Raw genomic sequence first — 11,748 nt, 5'->3', positions numbered from 1 at the left:
CGTTTCTTCCACAAACAGGGTTGTCAGCCGGAGTCGCTATCCGTATAGGCCCGCCACCGGCAGGGGATTCTTCTCTTGCTCACGAAATTCAGGGAAGGCCGCCCGTTCCGGGAAACCGGATGAAGCGGGGCGCGCCTTTCTTTTTTGCGGGTTGCAAGCGGTAACGTCGGCGGCACGCTCAGGCTCTTTCGCATCGGTAGGGACATGGAAGCTCAGAATATCCGCATTCGCCTGAAGGCGTTCGATCACCGCGTGCTTGACCAGGCAACTGGCGAGATCGCTGAGACCGCCCGTCGTACGGGTGCGCTGATCCGGGGTCCCATTCCCATGCCGACGCGCAACGAGAAGTTCACCGTTCTTCGCGGCCCGCACATCGACAAGAAGTCGCGCGAGCAGTTCGAAGTCCGCACCTACAAGCGGTTGCTCGACATCGTGCAACCGAACGCCCAGACCGTGGACGCGCTGATGAAGCTCGACCTTGCGGCCGGCGTGAACGTCGAGATCAAGCTGGCTTGATTTCATCGCGGAGCTCCGGCTTCGCGGACTAGGGATACCTCCGGCCACGCCCTCGGGCACAGGGCCGGGTAAGCGTCCCCCGTCTCGCTTCCCTCGGGAAGCACTTTGGCCCGGACGGGGCGATGCATGATTTCCAGGGCCGAGCACGCACTCCGGATGGTCTGGAGTGCCTCTGTAAGGAGAACGGATCATGCGCTCAGGCGTGATCGCTAAGAAAGTCGGGATGACCCGCCTGTTCCAGGAAGACGGCCGCCACGTGCCCGTCACCGTCCTGGCGCTTGAAGATTGCCAGGTCGTATCGCACCGCACCGCTGATCGTGACGGCTACTACGCCGTTCAGCTGGGCGCGGGCGAGGCCAAGCAGAAGAACGTCAACAAGCCGCAGCGCGAGGCGTTTGCCAAGGCCGAGGTCGGCCTGAAGATGCGCGTCGCCGAGTTCCGGGTTTCGGGCGAGGATGCCCTGATCCCGGTCGGCTCGACGATTTCGGCCGAGCACTTCATTGCCGGACAGAAGGTCGACATCACCGGCCACACGCAGGGCAAGGGCTTTGCCGGTGCGATGAAGCGCTGGGGCTTCGGCGGCATGCGCGCGACGCACGGCGTCTCGATCAGCCACCGTGCACACGGTTCGACCGGTCAGCGTCAGGATCCGGGCAAAGTCTTCAAGAACAAGAAGATGGCCGGCCACATGGGCGACCGCCAGCGTACTCAGCAGAACCTCGAGGTCGTCCGTACGGACGCTGCCCGCGGGTTGATCTTCGTGAAGGGTTCCGTCCCTGGCACCAAGAACAGCTGGATGCTGGTCCGCGATGCGGTGAAGCTGACCGCGCCCGAAGGACTTCCGTTCCCCGGCGCCGTGCTCGACCGCAACGCCGCTCCTCAGCACGAGGAAGCGCCTGCCGGTCTGGTTGAAGCGGCTGCCGAGCACGAAGTGCACGATCAGGTCAGCCCCGAGCTGCAGGAGCAGCTTGCTGCCGAGCAGCAGGCAGGCGCGGGTGACGATGTCACTCCTGCCGTCGGCGACGCAACTTCCGAGAGCGGCAACGCCTCGGACGACAACAAGGAGGGCTGATCCGTGAAGGTTACGGTCCAAAATCTCGATGGCGGCGCGGCCGGCGATCTCGAGCTGAACGATGCAGTGTTCGGCGTCGAGCCGCGGCAGGATATCCTGCACCGCGTCATCACGTGGCAGCTGTGGAATCGGCGCGCGACTGCGCGTCCGACCCGCGAACGCAGCGAAGTTTCGCGCACTGGCAAGAAGTTCGGCCGTCAGAAGGGTGGCGGCACCGCCCGTCACGGCGATCGCGCAGCCCCGGTGTTCATCGGCGGTGGCAAGGCGCACGGTGCCCGCAAGCGGGATTTCAATATCTCGCTGAACAAGAAGATCCGCGCGCTGGGCCTGCGCATGGCGCTGTCGAGCAAGGTCGAGAACGGCCTGGTCGTGGTCGACAACCTGGAACTGGCTGAGGCCAAGACCAAGGCGCTCAAAGGTCAGTTCGACAAGAACGGCTGGAGCGGCAAGGTGCTGGTGATCGACGGCGACGCCGGTGAAAGCTCGTTCGCTCGCGCCGCGGGCAACCTGCCGGGCGTGAACATTCTGCCGGCCGTGGGCGCGAACGTCTACGACATCCTGAAGCACGACACGCTGGTCCTCACCCGGTCGGCTGTCGAAAAGCTGGAGGCGCGTTTCAATGGCTAAGCAGCAGAAGCAGATCGATGCGCGTCACTATGACGTCATCCTCGCCCCTCACATCACCGAGAAGAGCACGTTGCTGTCGGAGCACAACGGCGTGGTCTTCAAGGTCGCCAACGACGCCACCAAGCCGCAGATCAAGGAAGCGGTCGAGGCTCTGTTCGGCGTCAAGGTGCTGGGCGTGAACACCATCGTTGCCAAGGGCAAGACCAAGCGCTGGAAGGGCAAGCCCTACAGCCGCACGGACATGAAGAAGGCGATCGTGACCCTGGCTGACGGCGACTCCATCGACGTCACCAGCGGGATCTGAGGGCAGGAACATGGCACTTAAGAACTACAAGCCGACCAGCCCGGCCCGTCGCGGCCTGATCCTGGTCGACAAGTCTTCCCTGTGGAAGGGCAAGCCGGTCAAGGCGCTGGTCGAAGGCAAGCGCAAGACCGGTGGCCGCAATAACAAGGGTCACGTGACCAGCCGCGGCATCGCGGGCGGCCATAAGCAGAAGTACCGCTACGTCGACTTCAAGCGGCGCAAATGGGACATGCCGGCCACCGTCGAGCGGCTTGAGTACGATCCCAACCGCACCGCATTTATCGCGCTGGTGAAGTATGAGGACGGCGAACTGGCCTACATCCTCGCGCCGCAGCGGCTCGCCGTCGGCGACAGCGTCGTCGCAGGCGAGAAGACTGACACGAAGCCGGGCAACGCGATGTTGCTGGGCACCATGCCGGTCGGCACCATCTGCCACAACGTGGAGATGAAGCCGGGCAAGGGTGGCCAGATCGCCCGTTCGGCCGGCACGTATGTGCAGGTCGTCGGCCGTGACCGCGGGATGGTGATCGTCCGTCTCAACAGCGGCGAGCAGCGCTACCTGCGCAGCGATTGCATGGGTACGGTTGGCGCGGTCTCGAACCCCGACAACCAGAACCAGAACTTCGCCAAGGCGGGTCGCAGCCGCTGGATGGGCAAGCGCCCGCTGACTCGCGGCGTTGCCAAGAACCCGGTCGACCACCCGCATGGTGGTGGTGAGGGCCGGACCTCGGGCGGCCGTCACCCGGTCACGCCGTGGGGCAAGCCGACCAAGGGTGCGCGCACCCGCCACAACAAGGCGACGGACAAGATGATCATCCGTTCGCGTCACGCCAAGAAGAAGAGGTAATCGAGATGGCTCGTTCCGTCTGGAAAGGTCCGTTCGTCGACCTCCACCTGCTGAAGAAGGCCGAGGACGCGCAGGAAAAGAATGCGCGCGGTGCGATCAAGACCTGGTCGCGTCGTTCGACGATCCTGCCGCAGTTCGTCGGTCTGACGTTCAGCGTCTACAACGGCCAGAAGTTCATTCCGGTCTCCGTCAACGAAGACATGGTCGGCCACAAGCTCGGTGAGTTCTCGCCCACGCGAAGCTTCCCCGGCCACGCCGCCGACAAGAAGGGCAAGCGCTGATGGGCAAGCAGAAAGCCCCCCGCCGCGTGGGCGACAACGAGGCTCTGGCCGTCGGCACGACGATCCGTGGCTCGGCGCAGAAGCTGAACCTGGTCGCCGCGCTGATCCGTGGCCGCAAGGCCGAGGACGCGTTGAACATCCTGACCTTCTCCAAGAAGGCGATGGCACGCGACGCATCCAAGGTGCTCGCTAGCGCCATCGCCAACGCCGAGAACAACCACAACCTCGATGTCGACGCGCTCGTTGTCGCCGAGGCGTCGGTCGGCAAGTCCGTTACCATGAAGCGCTTCCACACGCGTGGACGGGGCAAGAGCACCCGCATCCTGAAGCCGTTCAGCCGGCTGCGCATCGTGGTCCGTGAAAGCGAGGAGGCCTGATCCATGGGTCATAAATCGAACCCCGTCGGCCTGCGCCTGCAGATCAACCGCACCTGGGACAGCCGCTGGTACGCCGAAGGGCGCGACTATGCCAAGCTGCTCAGCGAGGACATCGAGATCCGCAAGTACATCGTCGACAGCCTGCCGCAGGCCGCGATCAGCAAGGTCGTGATCGAGCGTCCGGCCAAGCTGTGCCGCGTGTCGATCTATGCTGCCCGCCCCGGTGTGATCATCGGCAAGAAGGGCGCGGACATCGAGAAGCTGCGGGCGAAGCTCGCGACGATGACCAAGAGCGACGTGAAGCTCAACATCGTTGAGATCCGCAAGCCGGAGATCGACGCCAAGCTCGTGGCTCAGGGCATCGCCGACCAGCTGATCCGCCGGGTGGCGTTCCGCCGGGCGATGAAGCGCGCGATGCAGTCGGCCATGCGTCTTGGTGCCGAGGGCATCAAGGTGATGTGCGGCGGCCGTCTTGGCGGTGCCGAGATCGCCCGTGTCGAGCAGTACCGCGAAGGCCGCGTTCCGCTGCACACGCTCCGCGCCAACGTCGATTATGCCGATGCCGAAGCGCTGACCGCTTACGGAATCATCGGCATCAAGGTGTGGATCTTCAAGGGTGAGATCCTCGGCCACGATCCGACCGCCCAGGACCGCCTGATGATGGAGGCCCAGACTTCGGGCGTCCGTCCGGCCTCCGACCGGCGCTAAGGTAGAGCAAGAACCATGCTGCAACCGAAAAAGACCAAGTTCCGCAAGGCCTTCAAGGGCCGGATCAAGGGTGACGCCAAGGGCGGCACGAGCCTGAACTTCGGCTCGTACGGCCTCAAGGCGCTCGAGCCCGAGCGGGTCACCGCTCGCCAGATCGAGGCTGCCCGCCGAGCGATCACGCGCCACATCAAGCGCCAGGGGCGTTTGTGGATCCGCGTTTTCCCTGACGTGCCGGTCTCGAAGAAGCCTGCCGAGGTCCGGCAGGGCAAGGGCAAGGGTTCGGTCGAATACTGGGCCGCTCGCGTGAAGCCGGGCCGTGTGCTGTTCGAACTGGACGGCGTCCCCGGTCCGCTCGCTGCCGAGGCGTTCAGCCGCGCGGCGATGAAGCTGCCGATCAAGACCAAGGTTATCGCTCGTCTGGGCGACACCACCCACCTGGGAGCCGAATGATGGCCAAGAAACCCGCCGCCGCTGCCGGCAGCAAGGTCGAGGACATGCGCACCAAGACCGACGACCAGCTTTATGAGCAGCTCGTCGATCTGAAGCGCGAAGCCTTTAACCTGCGCTTCCAGTCTGCGACCAACCAGCTGGAGCGTCCCGCGCGCATCCGCGAAGTGCGCCGCGACATCGCGCGCATCAAGACGCTCCAGAACGAGCGGTCTGCCAAGCTCGACCGCGGGCAGGGCGAGACCACTCGCTCGGCCGAAGCTTAAGGAGGGCCCGATGCCCAAGCGTATCCTCACCGGGACTGTCGTTTCCGACAAGACCGACAAGACCGTGACCGTGCTGGTCGAGCGCAAGGTGAAGCACCCGCTTTACGGCAAGATCATCCGTCGTTCGAAGAAGTACCATGCTCACGATGAGGGCAACGAGTACCATCCGGGCGACGTCGTACGGATCGAAGAGACCCGTCCGATTTCGAAGACCAAGACCTGGGCCGTAAAGGACCGGGTCATCGCGGGTGGTGTGCAGGCGGTGGAAGCCGACCTCGACGTCGCCGAAGCCGGCAACTGAGCCGAATTTTTTAGGAACTGCCGGACTGGTTCCGGCAAGCCGAACGAGAAGGAACCGGATCGATGATCCAGATGCAATCCACGCTCGACGTCGCTGACAACAGCGGCGCCAAGCGCGTCCAGTGCATCAAGGTGCTGGGCGGATCGAAGCGCCGCACCGCTGGCGTGGGCGACGTGATCGTTGTCTCCGTCAAGGAAGCGCAGCCGCGCACCCGCGTGAAGAAGGGCGACGTTCACCGCGCTGTGATCGTGCGCACCCGCAAGGACGTGCGCCGCACCGACGGCAGCGTGATCCGCTTCGACAGCAATGCCGCGGTGCTCGTGAACAAGAACGAGGAGCCGATCGGCACGCGTATCTTCGGACCGGTGGTCCGCGAGCTGCGCGGCCGCGGCTTCATGAAGATCATCAGTCTTGCGCCGGAGGTGCTCTAATGGCTTCCGCTAAGATCAAGAAAGGCGACCAGGTCGTCGTGCTTTCGGGCAAGGACAAGGGCCTCACCGGCACCGTCCAGGCCGTGATGCCGAAGGACAGCAAGGTTGTCGTCGACGGCGTCAACGTGTCTGCCCGTCACCGCAAGCCGAGCCAGCAGAACCCCCAGGGTGGTATCGATCGCAATCCTGCGCCGATGCATATCTCCAAGGTCGCACTGGCCGATCCGAAGGACGGCAAGCCGACCCGCGTCCGCTTCGAAACGAAGGACGGGCGCAAGGTCCGCGTTGCCGTCAAGTCCGGGGAGACCATCGATGGTTGATACCTACACCCCGCGTCTGAAGGCCAAGTACGAAGCCGAGATCGCCAAGGCGATGACGGACAAGTTCGGCTACAAGAACGCGATGGAAGTGCCCAAGCTCGAGAAGATCGTGCTGAACATGGGCGTGGGCGAAGCGAGCCAGGACAAGAAGAAAGTCCAGACCGCCGCCGAGGAAATGGCCCTGATCGCCGGCCAGAAGCCGGTCATCACCAAGGCCAAGAAGTCGATCGCGCAGTTCAAACTGCGTGAGGGCATGCCTATCGGGGCGAAGGTCACTCTTCGCCGCGAGCGGATGTATGAATTCCTCGACCGCCTCGTCACCGTGGCCATGCCGCGCATCCGCGACTTTCGCGGGCTGAACCCGAAGAGCTTCGACGGGCGCGGCAACTATGCGATGGGCCTGAAAGAGCAGATCATCTTCCCGGAAATCTCGTACGACCGTATCGAGAAGGTCCGGGGCATGGATATCATCGTCACCACCACGGCGAAGACCGATGACGAGGCGCGCGAGTTGCTGCGCCTGTTCGGTTTCCCGTTCCCGCGCGAAGAAGCCGCTGCTGAAGAGCAGCAGGCTGCCGCGTGACCCTGATCTAAGGAAGAGAGCTTAAGTCCATGGCGAAACTGAGTTCCATCAACAAGAACGAGCGGCGCAAGAAGCTCGTGAAGAAGTATGCCGGCAAGTACGCGCGGCTGAAGGCGATTGCCGATGACCAGTCGCTCGACGACGGGGAGCGCCTCATGGCTCGCCTGAAGCTGGCGGAAATCCCGCGCAACGCAAACCCCACCCGGGTGCGCAACCGTTGTTCCACGACCGGGCGTCCTCGCGGCGTCTATCGCAAGTTCGGCCTCAACCGCATCGAACTGCGCGACCTCGGCAACAAGGGCCTGATTCCAGGTCTGACCAAGTCGAGCTGGTGAGGATCTAGAAGATGGCTATGACCGATCCCCTGGGTGACATGCTCACCCGCATCCGCAACGGCCAGCAGGCGAAGAAGGACTCAGTCCTGACACCTGCCAGCAAACTGCGTGCGAACGTTCTCGAGGTGCTTCGGCGCGAAGGCTACATCCGTGGCTTCAGCGAGGACGCGTCGGGCGCGCACCCCGCGCTGCGGATCGAACTGAAGTATTTTGAAGGCGAGCCCGCGATCAAGCACGTGGCCCGCGTCTCCAAGCCCGGCCGCCGCGTCTATTCCGGTTCCAAGGAACTGCCGACGATCCGCAACGGCCTTGGCATCACCATCGTCTCGACGCCGCGCGGCGTGCTCTCGGATGCCGAAGCACGCACGCAGAACGTCGGCGGCGAAGTGCTGGCGGAGGTATTCTGATGAGCCGCATCGGTAAGAAGCCGGTAGCGATCCCCAGCGGGGTCACTGCCGACATCAATGAGGGCACGCTGTCGGTGAAGGGTCCTAAGGGGACCCTGTCGATGGGTATGTCCGATCTGATCGACTACCAGGTCGAAGACGGTGCGATTTCGGTCAAGCCGGCGAACGACACCAAGGCGGCGCGTGCCTTCTGGGGCATGCAGCGCACACTGGTGTCGAACCTGGTCGAAGGCGTGTCGAACGGCTTCACGAAGACGCTCGACATCAAGGGCGTGGGTTATCGCGCCGCAGCGCAGGGCAAGAAGCTCAAGCTGCAGCTCGGCTACAGCCACGATGTCGATCTCGATGTGCCGGAAGGTCTCGAGGTGAAGACGCCGGACCAGACCACGGTCGAGGTATCGGGCATCGATAAGCAGGCTGTCGGTCAGTTTGCCGCGGAAATCCGCCGCTGGCGCAAGCCGGAGCCCTACAAGGGCAAGGGCATCGCCTATCGGGGCGAGTACATCTTCCGCAAGGAAGGGAAGAAGAAGTAAGATGGCCAAGCTTTCCCTCTTCGCGCGCCGCCGTCGCCGCGTGCGTACCGCGATCAAGTCGCGCGCCGGCGATCGGCCGCGTCTGTCGATCCACCGCACTGGTCGCCACATTTACGCGCAGATCATCGACGACAAGCAGGGCCGCACGCTGGCCGCTGCAAGCACGCTGGGCGTTCAGACCAGCGGCGCGAACGTCGATGCTGCCGTGCAGGTTGGCAAGACCATCGCCGAAGCCGCCAAGAATGCCGGCGTGAGCACGGTCGTGTTCGACCGCGGCGGGTTCCTTTTCCATGGCCGCGTGAAAGCGCTCGCCGACGCCGCCCGCGAAGGCGGGCTGGAGTTCTGATGATGGCTGACGAAAACAACAACGAAGCAACCGGCACTGCCGAAACGCAGAACGCGGTCGTCAATGAGCAGCCGGCAATCGCCGATACTCCGTCGGAGGCTGCTGCGACGCAGAGCGCCGACCAGGGCGCGCACGAGCAACCGCGTTCGCGCGGCGGTCGCGGCGGCGGTGACCGTGGCGGCAACCGCGGTGGCCAGGGCGGTCCGGGCGGCCGTGGCGGTCAGCGCGGAGGTCGTCGTGACGATCGCCGTGGTGGACGCGAAGAAGAAGACGACGGCATCATCGAGAAGCTGGTCCACATCAATCGCGTCTCCAAGACGGTGAAGGGCGGCAAGCGCTTCGGTTTCGCCGCGCTGGTCGTGGTGGGTGACGGTTCGGGCCGCGTTGGCTTCGGTCATGGCAAGGCACGCGAAGTGCCGGAAGCCATCACCAAGGCGACCGCTTCGGCGAAGAAGAAGATGATCCGCGTGCCGCTGAAGGAAGGCCGTACGCTGCATCACGACGGCAAGGGCCGTTTCGGTGCTGGCAAGGTCAACGTCCGCAGCGCGCCTGCCGGTACCGGCATCATCGCCGGTGGCCCGATGCGCGCCGTGTTCGAAAGCCTGGGCGTGGCCGACGTGGTGACCAAGTCGGTCGGCACTTCCAACCCCTACAACATGATCCGCGCCACGTTCGACGCGTTGCAGGACCAGACTTCGCCGAAGTCGGTTGCCCAGCGTCGCGGCAAGAAAGTCGCCGACCTGCTGGGTCGCGGCGGCGCGAGCGAGGCCGAGGCGGAAGCCGACGCCGCGGCGATGGTGGAGTAAGCCAATGGCAACTATCAAGCTCAAGCAGATCGGCAGCCCGATCCGCCGTCCCGAAAGCCAGAAGAAGATCCTGATCGGTCTGGGCCTGGGCAAGATGCACCGCGTGGTGGAGGTCGAAGATTCGGCCGAAGTCCGCGGCGCGATTGCCAAGCTGCCCCACATGGTCGAGATCGTCGACTGATCATCCGTCCTTCTCGTCAGCGACGAGACGGCTAGCGCGACAAAAGCGAAAGCGAGTGCATTGACATGAAACTGAATGAAATCCGCGACAACGAAGGCGCCCGTCACCGCAAGATGCGGGTTGGCCGGGGCATCGGTTCGGGCAAGGGCAAGACCGCCGGCCGTGGCCAGAAGGGTGCCAAGGCGCGCTCGGGCGTTAGCGTCAACGGGTTCGAAGGCGGCCAGATGCCACTTCACATGCGGATCCCGAAGCGCGGTTTCAACGCGCTGAACCCCAAGGATCACGCAGAGGTCAACCTCGGCATGGTGCAGAAGTTCATCGATGCCGGAAAGCTCGATGCCAGCGGCACCATCGATCACGATGCGCTGAAGGCTGCCGGTCTTGGCCGGAACGCCAAGCACGGCTTGCGCCTGCTCGGCAAGGGTGAGCTGACCGCCAAGGTCAGCTTCCGTGTCGCCGGTGCCAGCAAGGGCGCGATCGAGGCGGTCGAGAAGGCCGGGGGCTCGGTCGAGGTGATCGAGAAGGGTCAGCCCGAGCACGAAAAGAAGGCTGCTCGCGCAGCGGCCAACAAGGCTGCCAAAGCCAAGTAAGCGAACAAGTGAGGCGCAGGGTTCGACATCGGACCCTGCGCTTCCTATGTAGCCTCCCATGCCGGGAGGGACCGGCGTCTCAGAGGATCTTCGGGTAATCCCATGGCATCACGCGCCGACAACATCGCCAGCTCCCTGAGCCTGGCGAATTTCTCTAAGGCTACCGAGCTCAAGAACCGTATCTGGTTCACGGTCGGCGCCTTGATCGTATTCCGCTTCCTGAGCTTCGTGCCGCTGCCGGGCGTCAACCCGCTGGTGCTCGAGCAACTCTATGCGCAGACGCAGGGCGGTATTCTCGATCTGTTCAACACTTTTTCGGGCGGCAGCCTCGAGCGCATGAGCCTCATCGCGCTCGGCATCATGCCGTACATCACGGCCTCGATCGTGATCCAGCTGGCAGCCTCGCTCCACCCCGCACTTGCGGCGCTGAAGAAGGAAGGCGCAAGCGGCCGGCAGAAGCTCAATCAGTACACGCGTTACGGCACGGTGTTCCTGTGCGCGGTCCAGGGTTGGTTCCTGGCATCGGGCCTTGAAGCGTATGGTGCTTCAAGTGGCTTGCAGGCGGTGATCTTCCCGGGTCTGACCTTCCGCATCACCGCGGTGATCAGCTTGGTCGGAGGGTCGATGTTCCTGTTGTGGCTGGGTGAGCAGATCACCAGCCGCGGCATCGGGAACGGCGTGTCACTGATCATCATGGCGGGTATTGTCGCCCAGTTCCCGAGCTTCATCGCCAACATGTTCGAGGGCGGCCGTTCGGGTTCCATCAGCCCTTTCGTGATCGTTGCGTTCATCGCGATGATTGTCGGCCTGATCATCTTTATCGCGTTCATGGAGCGGGCCCAGCGCCAACTGCTGATCCAGTATCCGAAGCGAGCTAGCCAGCGCGGCATGATGCAGGCCGACCGCAGCCACCTGCCGCTCAAGCTCAACACGGCGGGCGTCATTCCGCCGATTTTCGCCAGTTCGCTGTTGCTGCTGCCGCTGACGATCACGCAGTTCGCCGGGCAGTCCATCGATCCAGAGGGGTCCGCCGGGGGCGTGATCAACACGCTCAATTTCTACCTGCAGCACGGGCAGCCGCTGTATCTGGCGCTCTACGCCATCGGCATCGTGTTCTTCTGTTTCTTCTACACCGCGGTGGTCTTCAACCCCGAGGAGACCGCGGACAACCTGAAGAAGAACGGCGGGTTCATTCCGGGCATTCGGCCCGGCAAGCGGACGCAGGACTACCTGGATTATGTGCTCACCCGGATCACGGTGATCGGTGCGGCGTATCTGACCTTGGTCTGCGTCCTTCCCGAATACATGATCGCGCAGACTGGCATCCCGCTGTTCCTGGGCGGTACCAGCCTCCTGATCGTCGTGAACGTGACTGTGGATACCATCAGCCAGATCCAGTCTCACCTGCTGGCGCATCAGTACGGTGATCTGATCAAGAAGGCGAAATTGAAGGGCCGTCTTCGCTAAGGC

At 63.7% G+C, this 11,748-nt stretch carries 22 protein-coding genes; all 22 read left to right on the top strand.

The window, feature by feature from the left end:
- Window positions 1-204: 204 nt before the first annotated feature.
- Window positions 205-516 (top strand): 30S ribosomal protein S10, encoded by a 312-nt coding sequence (gene rpsJ, locus E0504_RS09950; RefSeq protein WP_131623543.1) that lies wholly within the window; start codon window positions 205-207, stop codon window positions 514-516.
- Between the two features lie 190 nt (window positions 517-706).
- Entirely contained in the window at window positions 707-1,588 is an 882-nt protein-coding gene (gene rplC, locus E0504_RS09945) for a 50S ribosomal protein L3 (RefSeq protein WP_131623541.1), read from the top strand.
- A gap of 3 nt (window positions 1,589-1,591) precedes the next feature.
- A complete protein-coding gene (rplD, locus tag E0504_RS09940; RefSeq protein WP_131623539.1) occupies window positions 1,592-2,215 on the top strand; it encodes a 50S ribosomal protein L4 in 624 nt (207 codons plus the stop codon).
- A complete protein-coding gene (locus tag E0504_RS09935; protein WP_131623537.1) occupies window positions 2,208-2,519 on the top strand; it encodes a 50S ribosomal protein L23 in 312 nt (103 codons plus the stop codon). Before rplD ends, E0504_RS09935 begins: the two co-directional genes overlap by 8 nt.
- 10 nt (window positions 2,520-2,529) lie before the next feature.
- Window positions 2,530-3,366, top strand: a complete 837-nt coding sequence (gene rplB / locus E0504_RS09930; RefSeq protein WP_131623536.1) for a 50S ribosomal protein L2 — start codon at window positions 2,530-2,532, stop codon at window positions 3,364-3,366.
- Between the two features lie 5 nt (window positions 3,367-3,371).
- Window positions 3,372-3,647: a 30S ribosomal protein S19 gene (gene rpsS, locus E0504_RS09925; RefSeq protein ID WP_131623534.1), complete on the top strand. Its 276-nt coding sequence runs from the start codon at window positions 3,372-3,374 to the stop codon at window positions 3,645-3,647.
- On the top strand, window positions 3,647-4,024 hold the full coding sequence (rplV, locus tag E0504_RS09920) for a 50S ribosomal protein L22 (protein WP_131623532.1): 378 nt from the start codon (window positions 3,647-3,649) through the stop codon (window positions 4,022-4,024). Before rpsS ends, rplV begins: the two co-directional genes overlap by 1 nt.
- 3 nt (window positions 4,025-4,027) lie before the next feature.
- On the top strand, window positions 4,028-4,732 hold the full coding sequence (gene rpsC / locus E0504_RS09915; RefSeq protein ID WP_131623530.1) for a 30S ribosomal protein S3: 705 nt from the start codon (window positions 4,028-4,030) through the stop codon (window positions 4,730-4,732).
- Between the two features lie 15 nt (window positions 4,733-4,747).
- A complete protein-coding gene (gene rplP / locus E0504_RS09910; protein ID WP_131623528.1) occupies window positions 4,748-5,182 on the top strand; it encodes a 50S ribosomal protein L16 in 435 nt (144 codons plus the stop codon).
- Window positions 5,182-5,445 (top strand): 50S ribosomal protein L29, encoded by a 264-nt coding sequence (rpmC, locus tag E0504_RS09905; RefSeq protein WP_131623940.1) that lies wholly within the window; start codon window positions 5,182-5,184, stop codon window positions 5,443-5,445. The genes rplP and rpmC overlap by 1 nt, the downstream gene beginning before the upstream one ends.
- A gap of 10 nt (window positions 5,446-5,455) precedes the next feature.
- Window positions 5,456-5,746 carry a 30S ribosomal protein S17 gene (rpsQ, locus tag E0504_RS09900; protein ID WP_131623526.1) on the top strand — a complete coding sequence of 97 codons (291 nt, stop codon included), beginning with the start codon at window positions 5,456-5,458 and terminating at the stop codon, window positions 5,744-5,746.
- Window positions 5,747-5,808: 62 nt separating this feature from the next.
- Window positions 5,809-6,177 carry a 50S ribosomal protein L14 gene (rplN, locus tag E0504_RS09895; protein WP_131623524.1) on the top strand — a complete coding sequence of 123 codons (369 nt, stop codon included), beginning with the start codon at window positions 5,809-5,811 and terminating at the stop codon, window positions 6,175-6,177.
- On the top strand, window positions 6,177-6,497 hold the full coding sequence (gene rplX / locus E0504_RS09890; RefSeq protein ID WP_131623522.1) for a 50S ribosomal protein L24: 321 nt from the start codon (window positions 6,177-6,179) through the stop codon (window positions 6,495-6,497). Before rplN ends, rplX begins: the two co-directional genes overlap by 1 nt.
- On the top strand, window positions 6,490-7,080 hold the full coding sequence (rplE, locus tag E0504_RS09885; protein ID WP_131623520.1) for a 50S ribosomal protein L5: 591 nt from the start codon (window positions 6,490-6,492) through the stop codon (window positions 7,078-7,080). The genes rplX and rplE overlap by 8 nt, the downstream gene beginning before the upstream one ends.
- Window positions 7,081-7,109: 29 nt before the next feature.
- Window positions 7,110-7,415, top strand: coding sequence for a 30S ribosomal protein S14 (gene rpsN, locus E0504_RS09880; RefSeq protein WP_131623518.1), 306 nt, complete (start codon window positions 7,110-7,112; stop codon window positions 7,413-7,415).
- An 11-nt stretch (window positions 7,416-7,426) separates the two neighbouring features.
- On the top strand, window positions 7,427-7,822 hold the full coding sequence (gene rpsH / locus E0504_RS09875; protein WP_131623516.1) for a 30S ribosomal protein S8: 396 nt from the start codon (window positions 7,427-7,429) through the stop codon (window positions 7,820-7,822).
- A complete protein-coding gene (gene rplF / locus E0504_RS09870; RefSeq protein ID WP_131623514.1) occupies window positions 7,822-8,355 on the top strand; it encodes a 50S ribosomal protein L6 in 534 nt (177 codons plus the stop codon). Before rpsH ends, rplF begins: the two co-directional genes overlap by 1 nt.
- 1 nt (window position 8,356) lies before the next feature.
- Window positions 8,357-8,701: a 50S ribosomal protein L18 gene (gene rplR, locus E0504_RS09865; RefSeq protein ID WP_131623512.1), complete on the top strand. Its 345-nt coding sequence runs from the start codon at window positions 8,357-8,359 to the stop codon at window positions 8,699-8,701.
- A gap of 2 nt (window positions 8,702-8,703) precedes the next feature.
- Window positions 8,704-9,507: a 30S ribosomal protein S5 gene (rpsE, locus tag E0504_RS09860; protein WP_207912462.1), complete on the top strand. Its 804-nt coding sequence runs from the start codon at window positions 8,704-8,706 to the stop codon at window positions 9,505-9,507.
- Window positions 9,508-9,511: 4 nt separating this feature from the next.
- Window positions 9,512-9,688 (top strand): 50S ribosomal protein L30, encoded by a 177-nt coding sequence (rpmD, locus tag E0504_RS09855; RefSeq protein WP_131623510.1) that lies wholly within the window; start codon window positions 9,512-9,514, stop codon window positions 9,686-9,688.
- Window positions 9,689-9,753: 65 nt separating this feature from the next.
- Window positions 9,754-10,278, top strand: coding sequence for a 50S ribosomal protein L15 (gene rplO, locus E0504_RS09850; RefSeq protein ID WP_131623508.1), 525 nt, complete (start codon window positions 9,754-9,756; stop codon window positions 10,276-10,278).
- 102 nt (window positions 10,279-10,380) lie between these two features.
- Entirely contained in the window at window positions 10,381-11,745 is a 1,365-nt protein-coding gene (secY, locus tag E0504_RS09845; RefSeq protein WP_131623506.1) for a preprotein translocase subunit SecY, read from the top strand.
- Window positions 11,746-11,748: the final 3 nt, after the last annotated feature.

The sequence above is a fragment of the Parafrankia sp. BMG5.11 genome, assembly GCF_004337455.1.
This window is presented reverse-complemented; position numbering and strand designations above follow the sequence as displayed.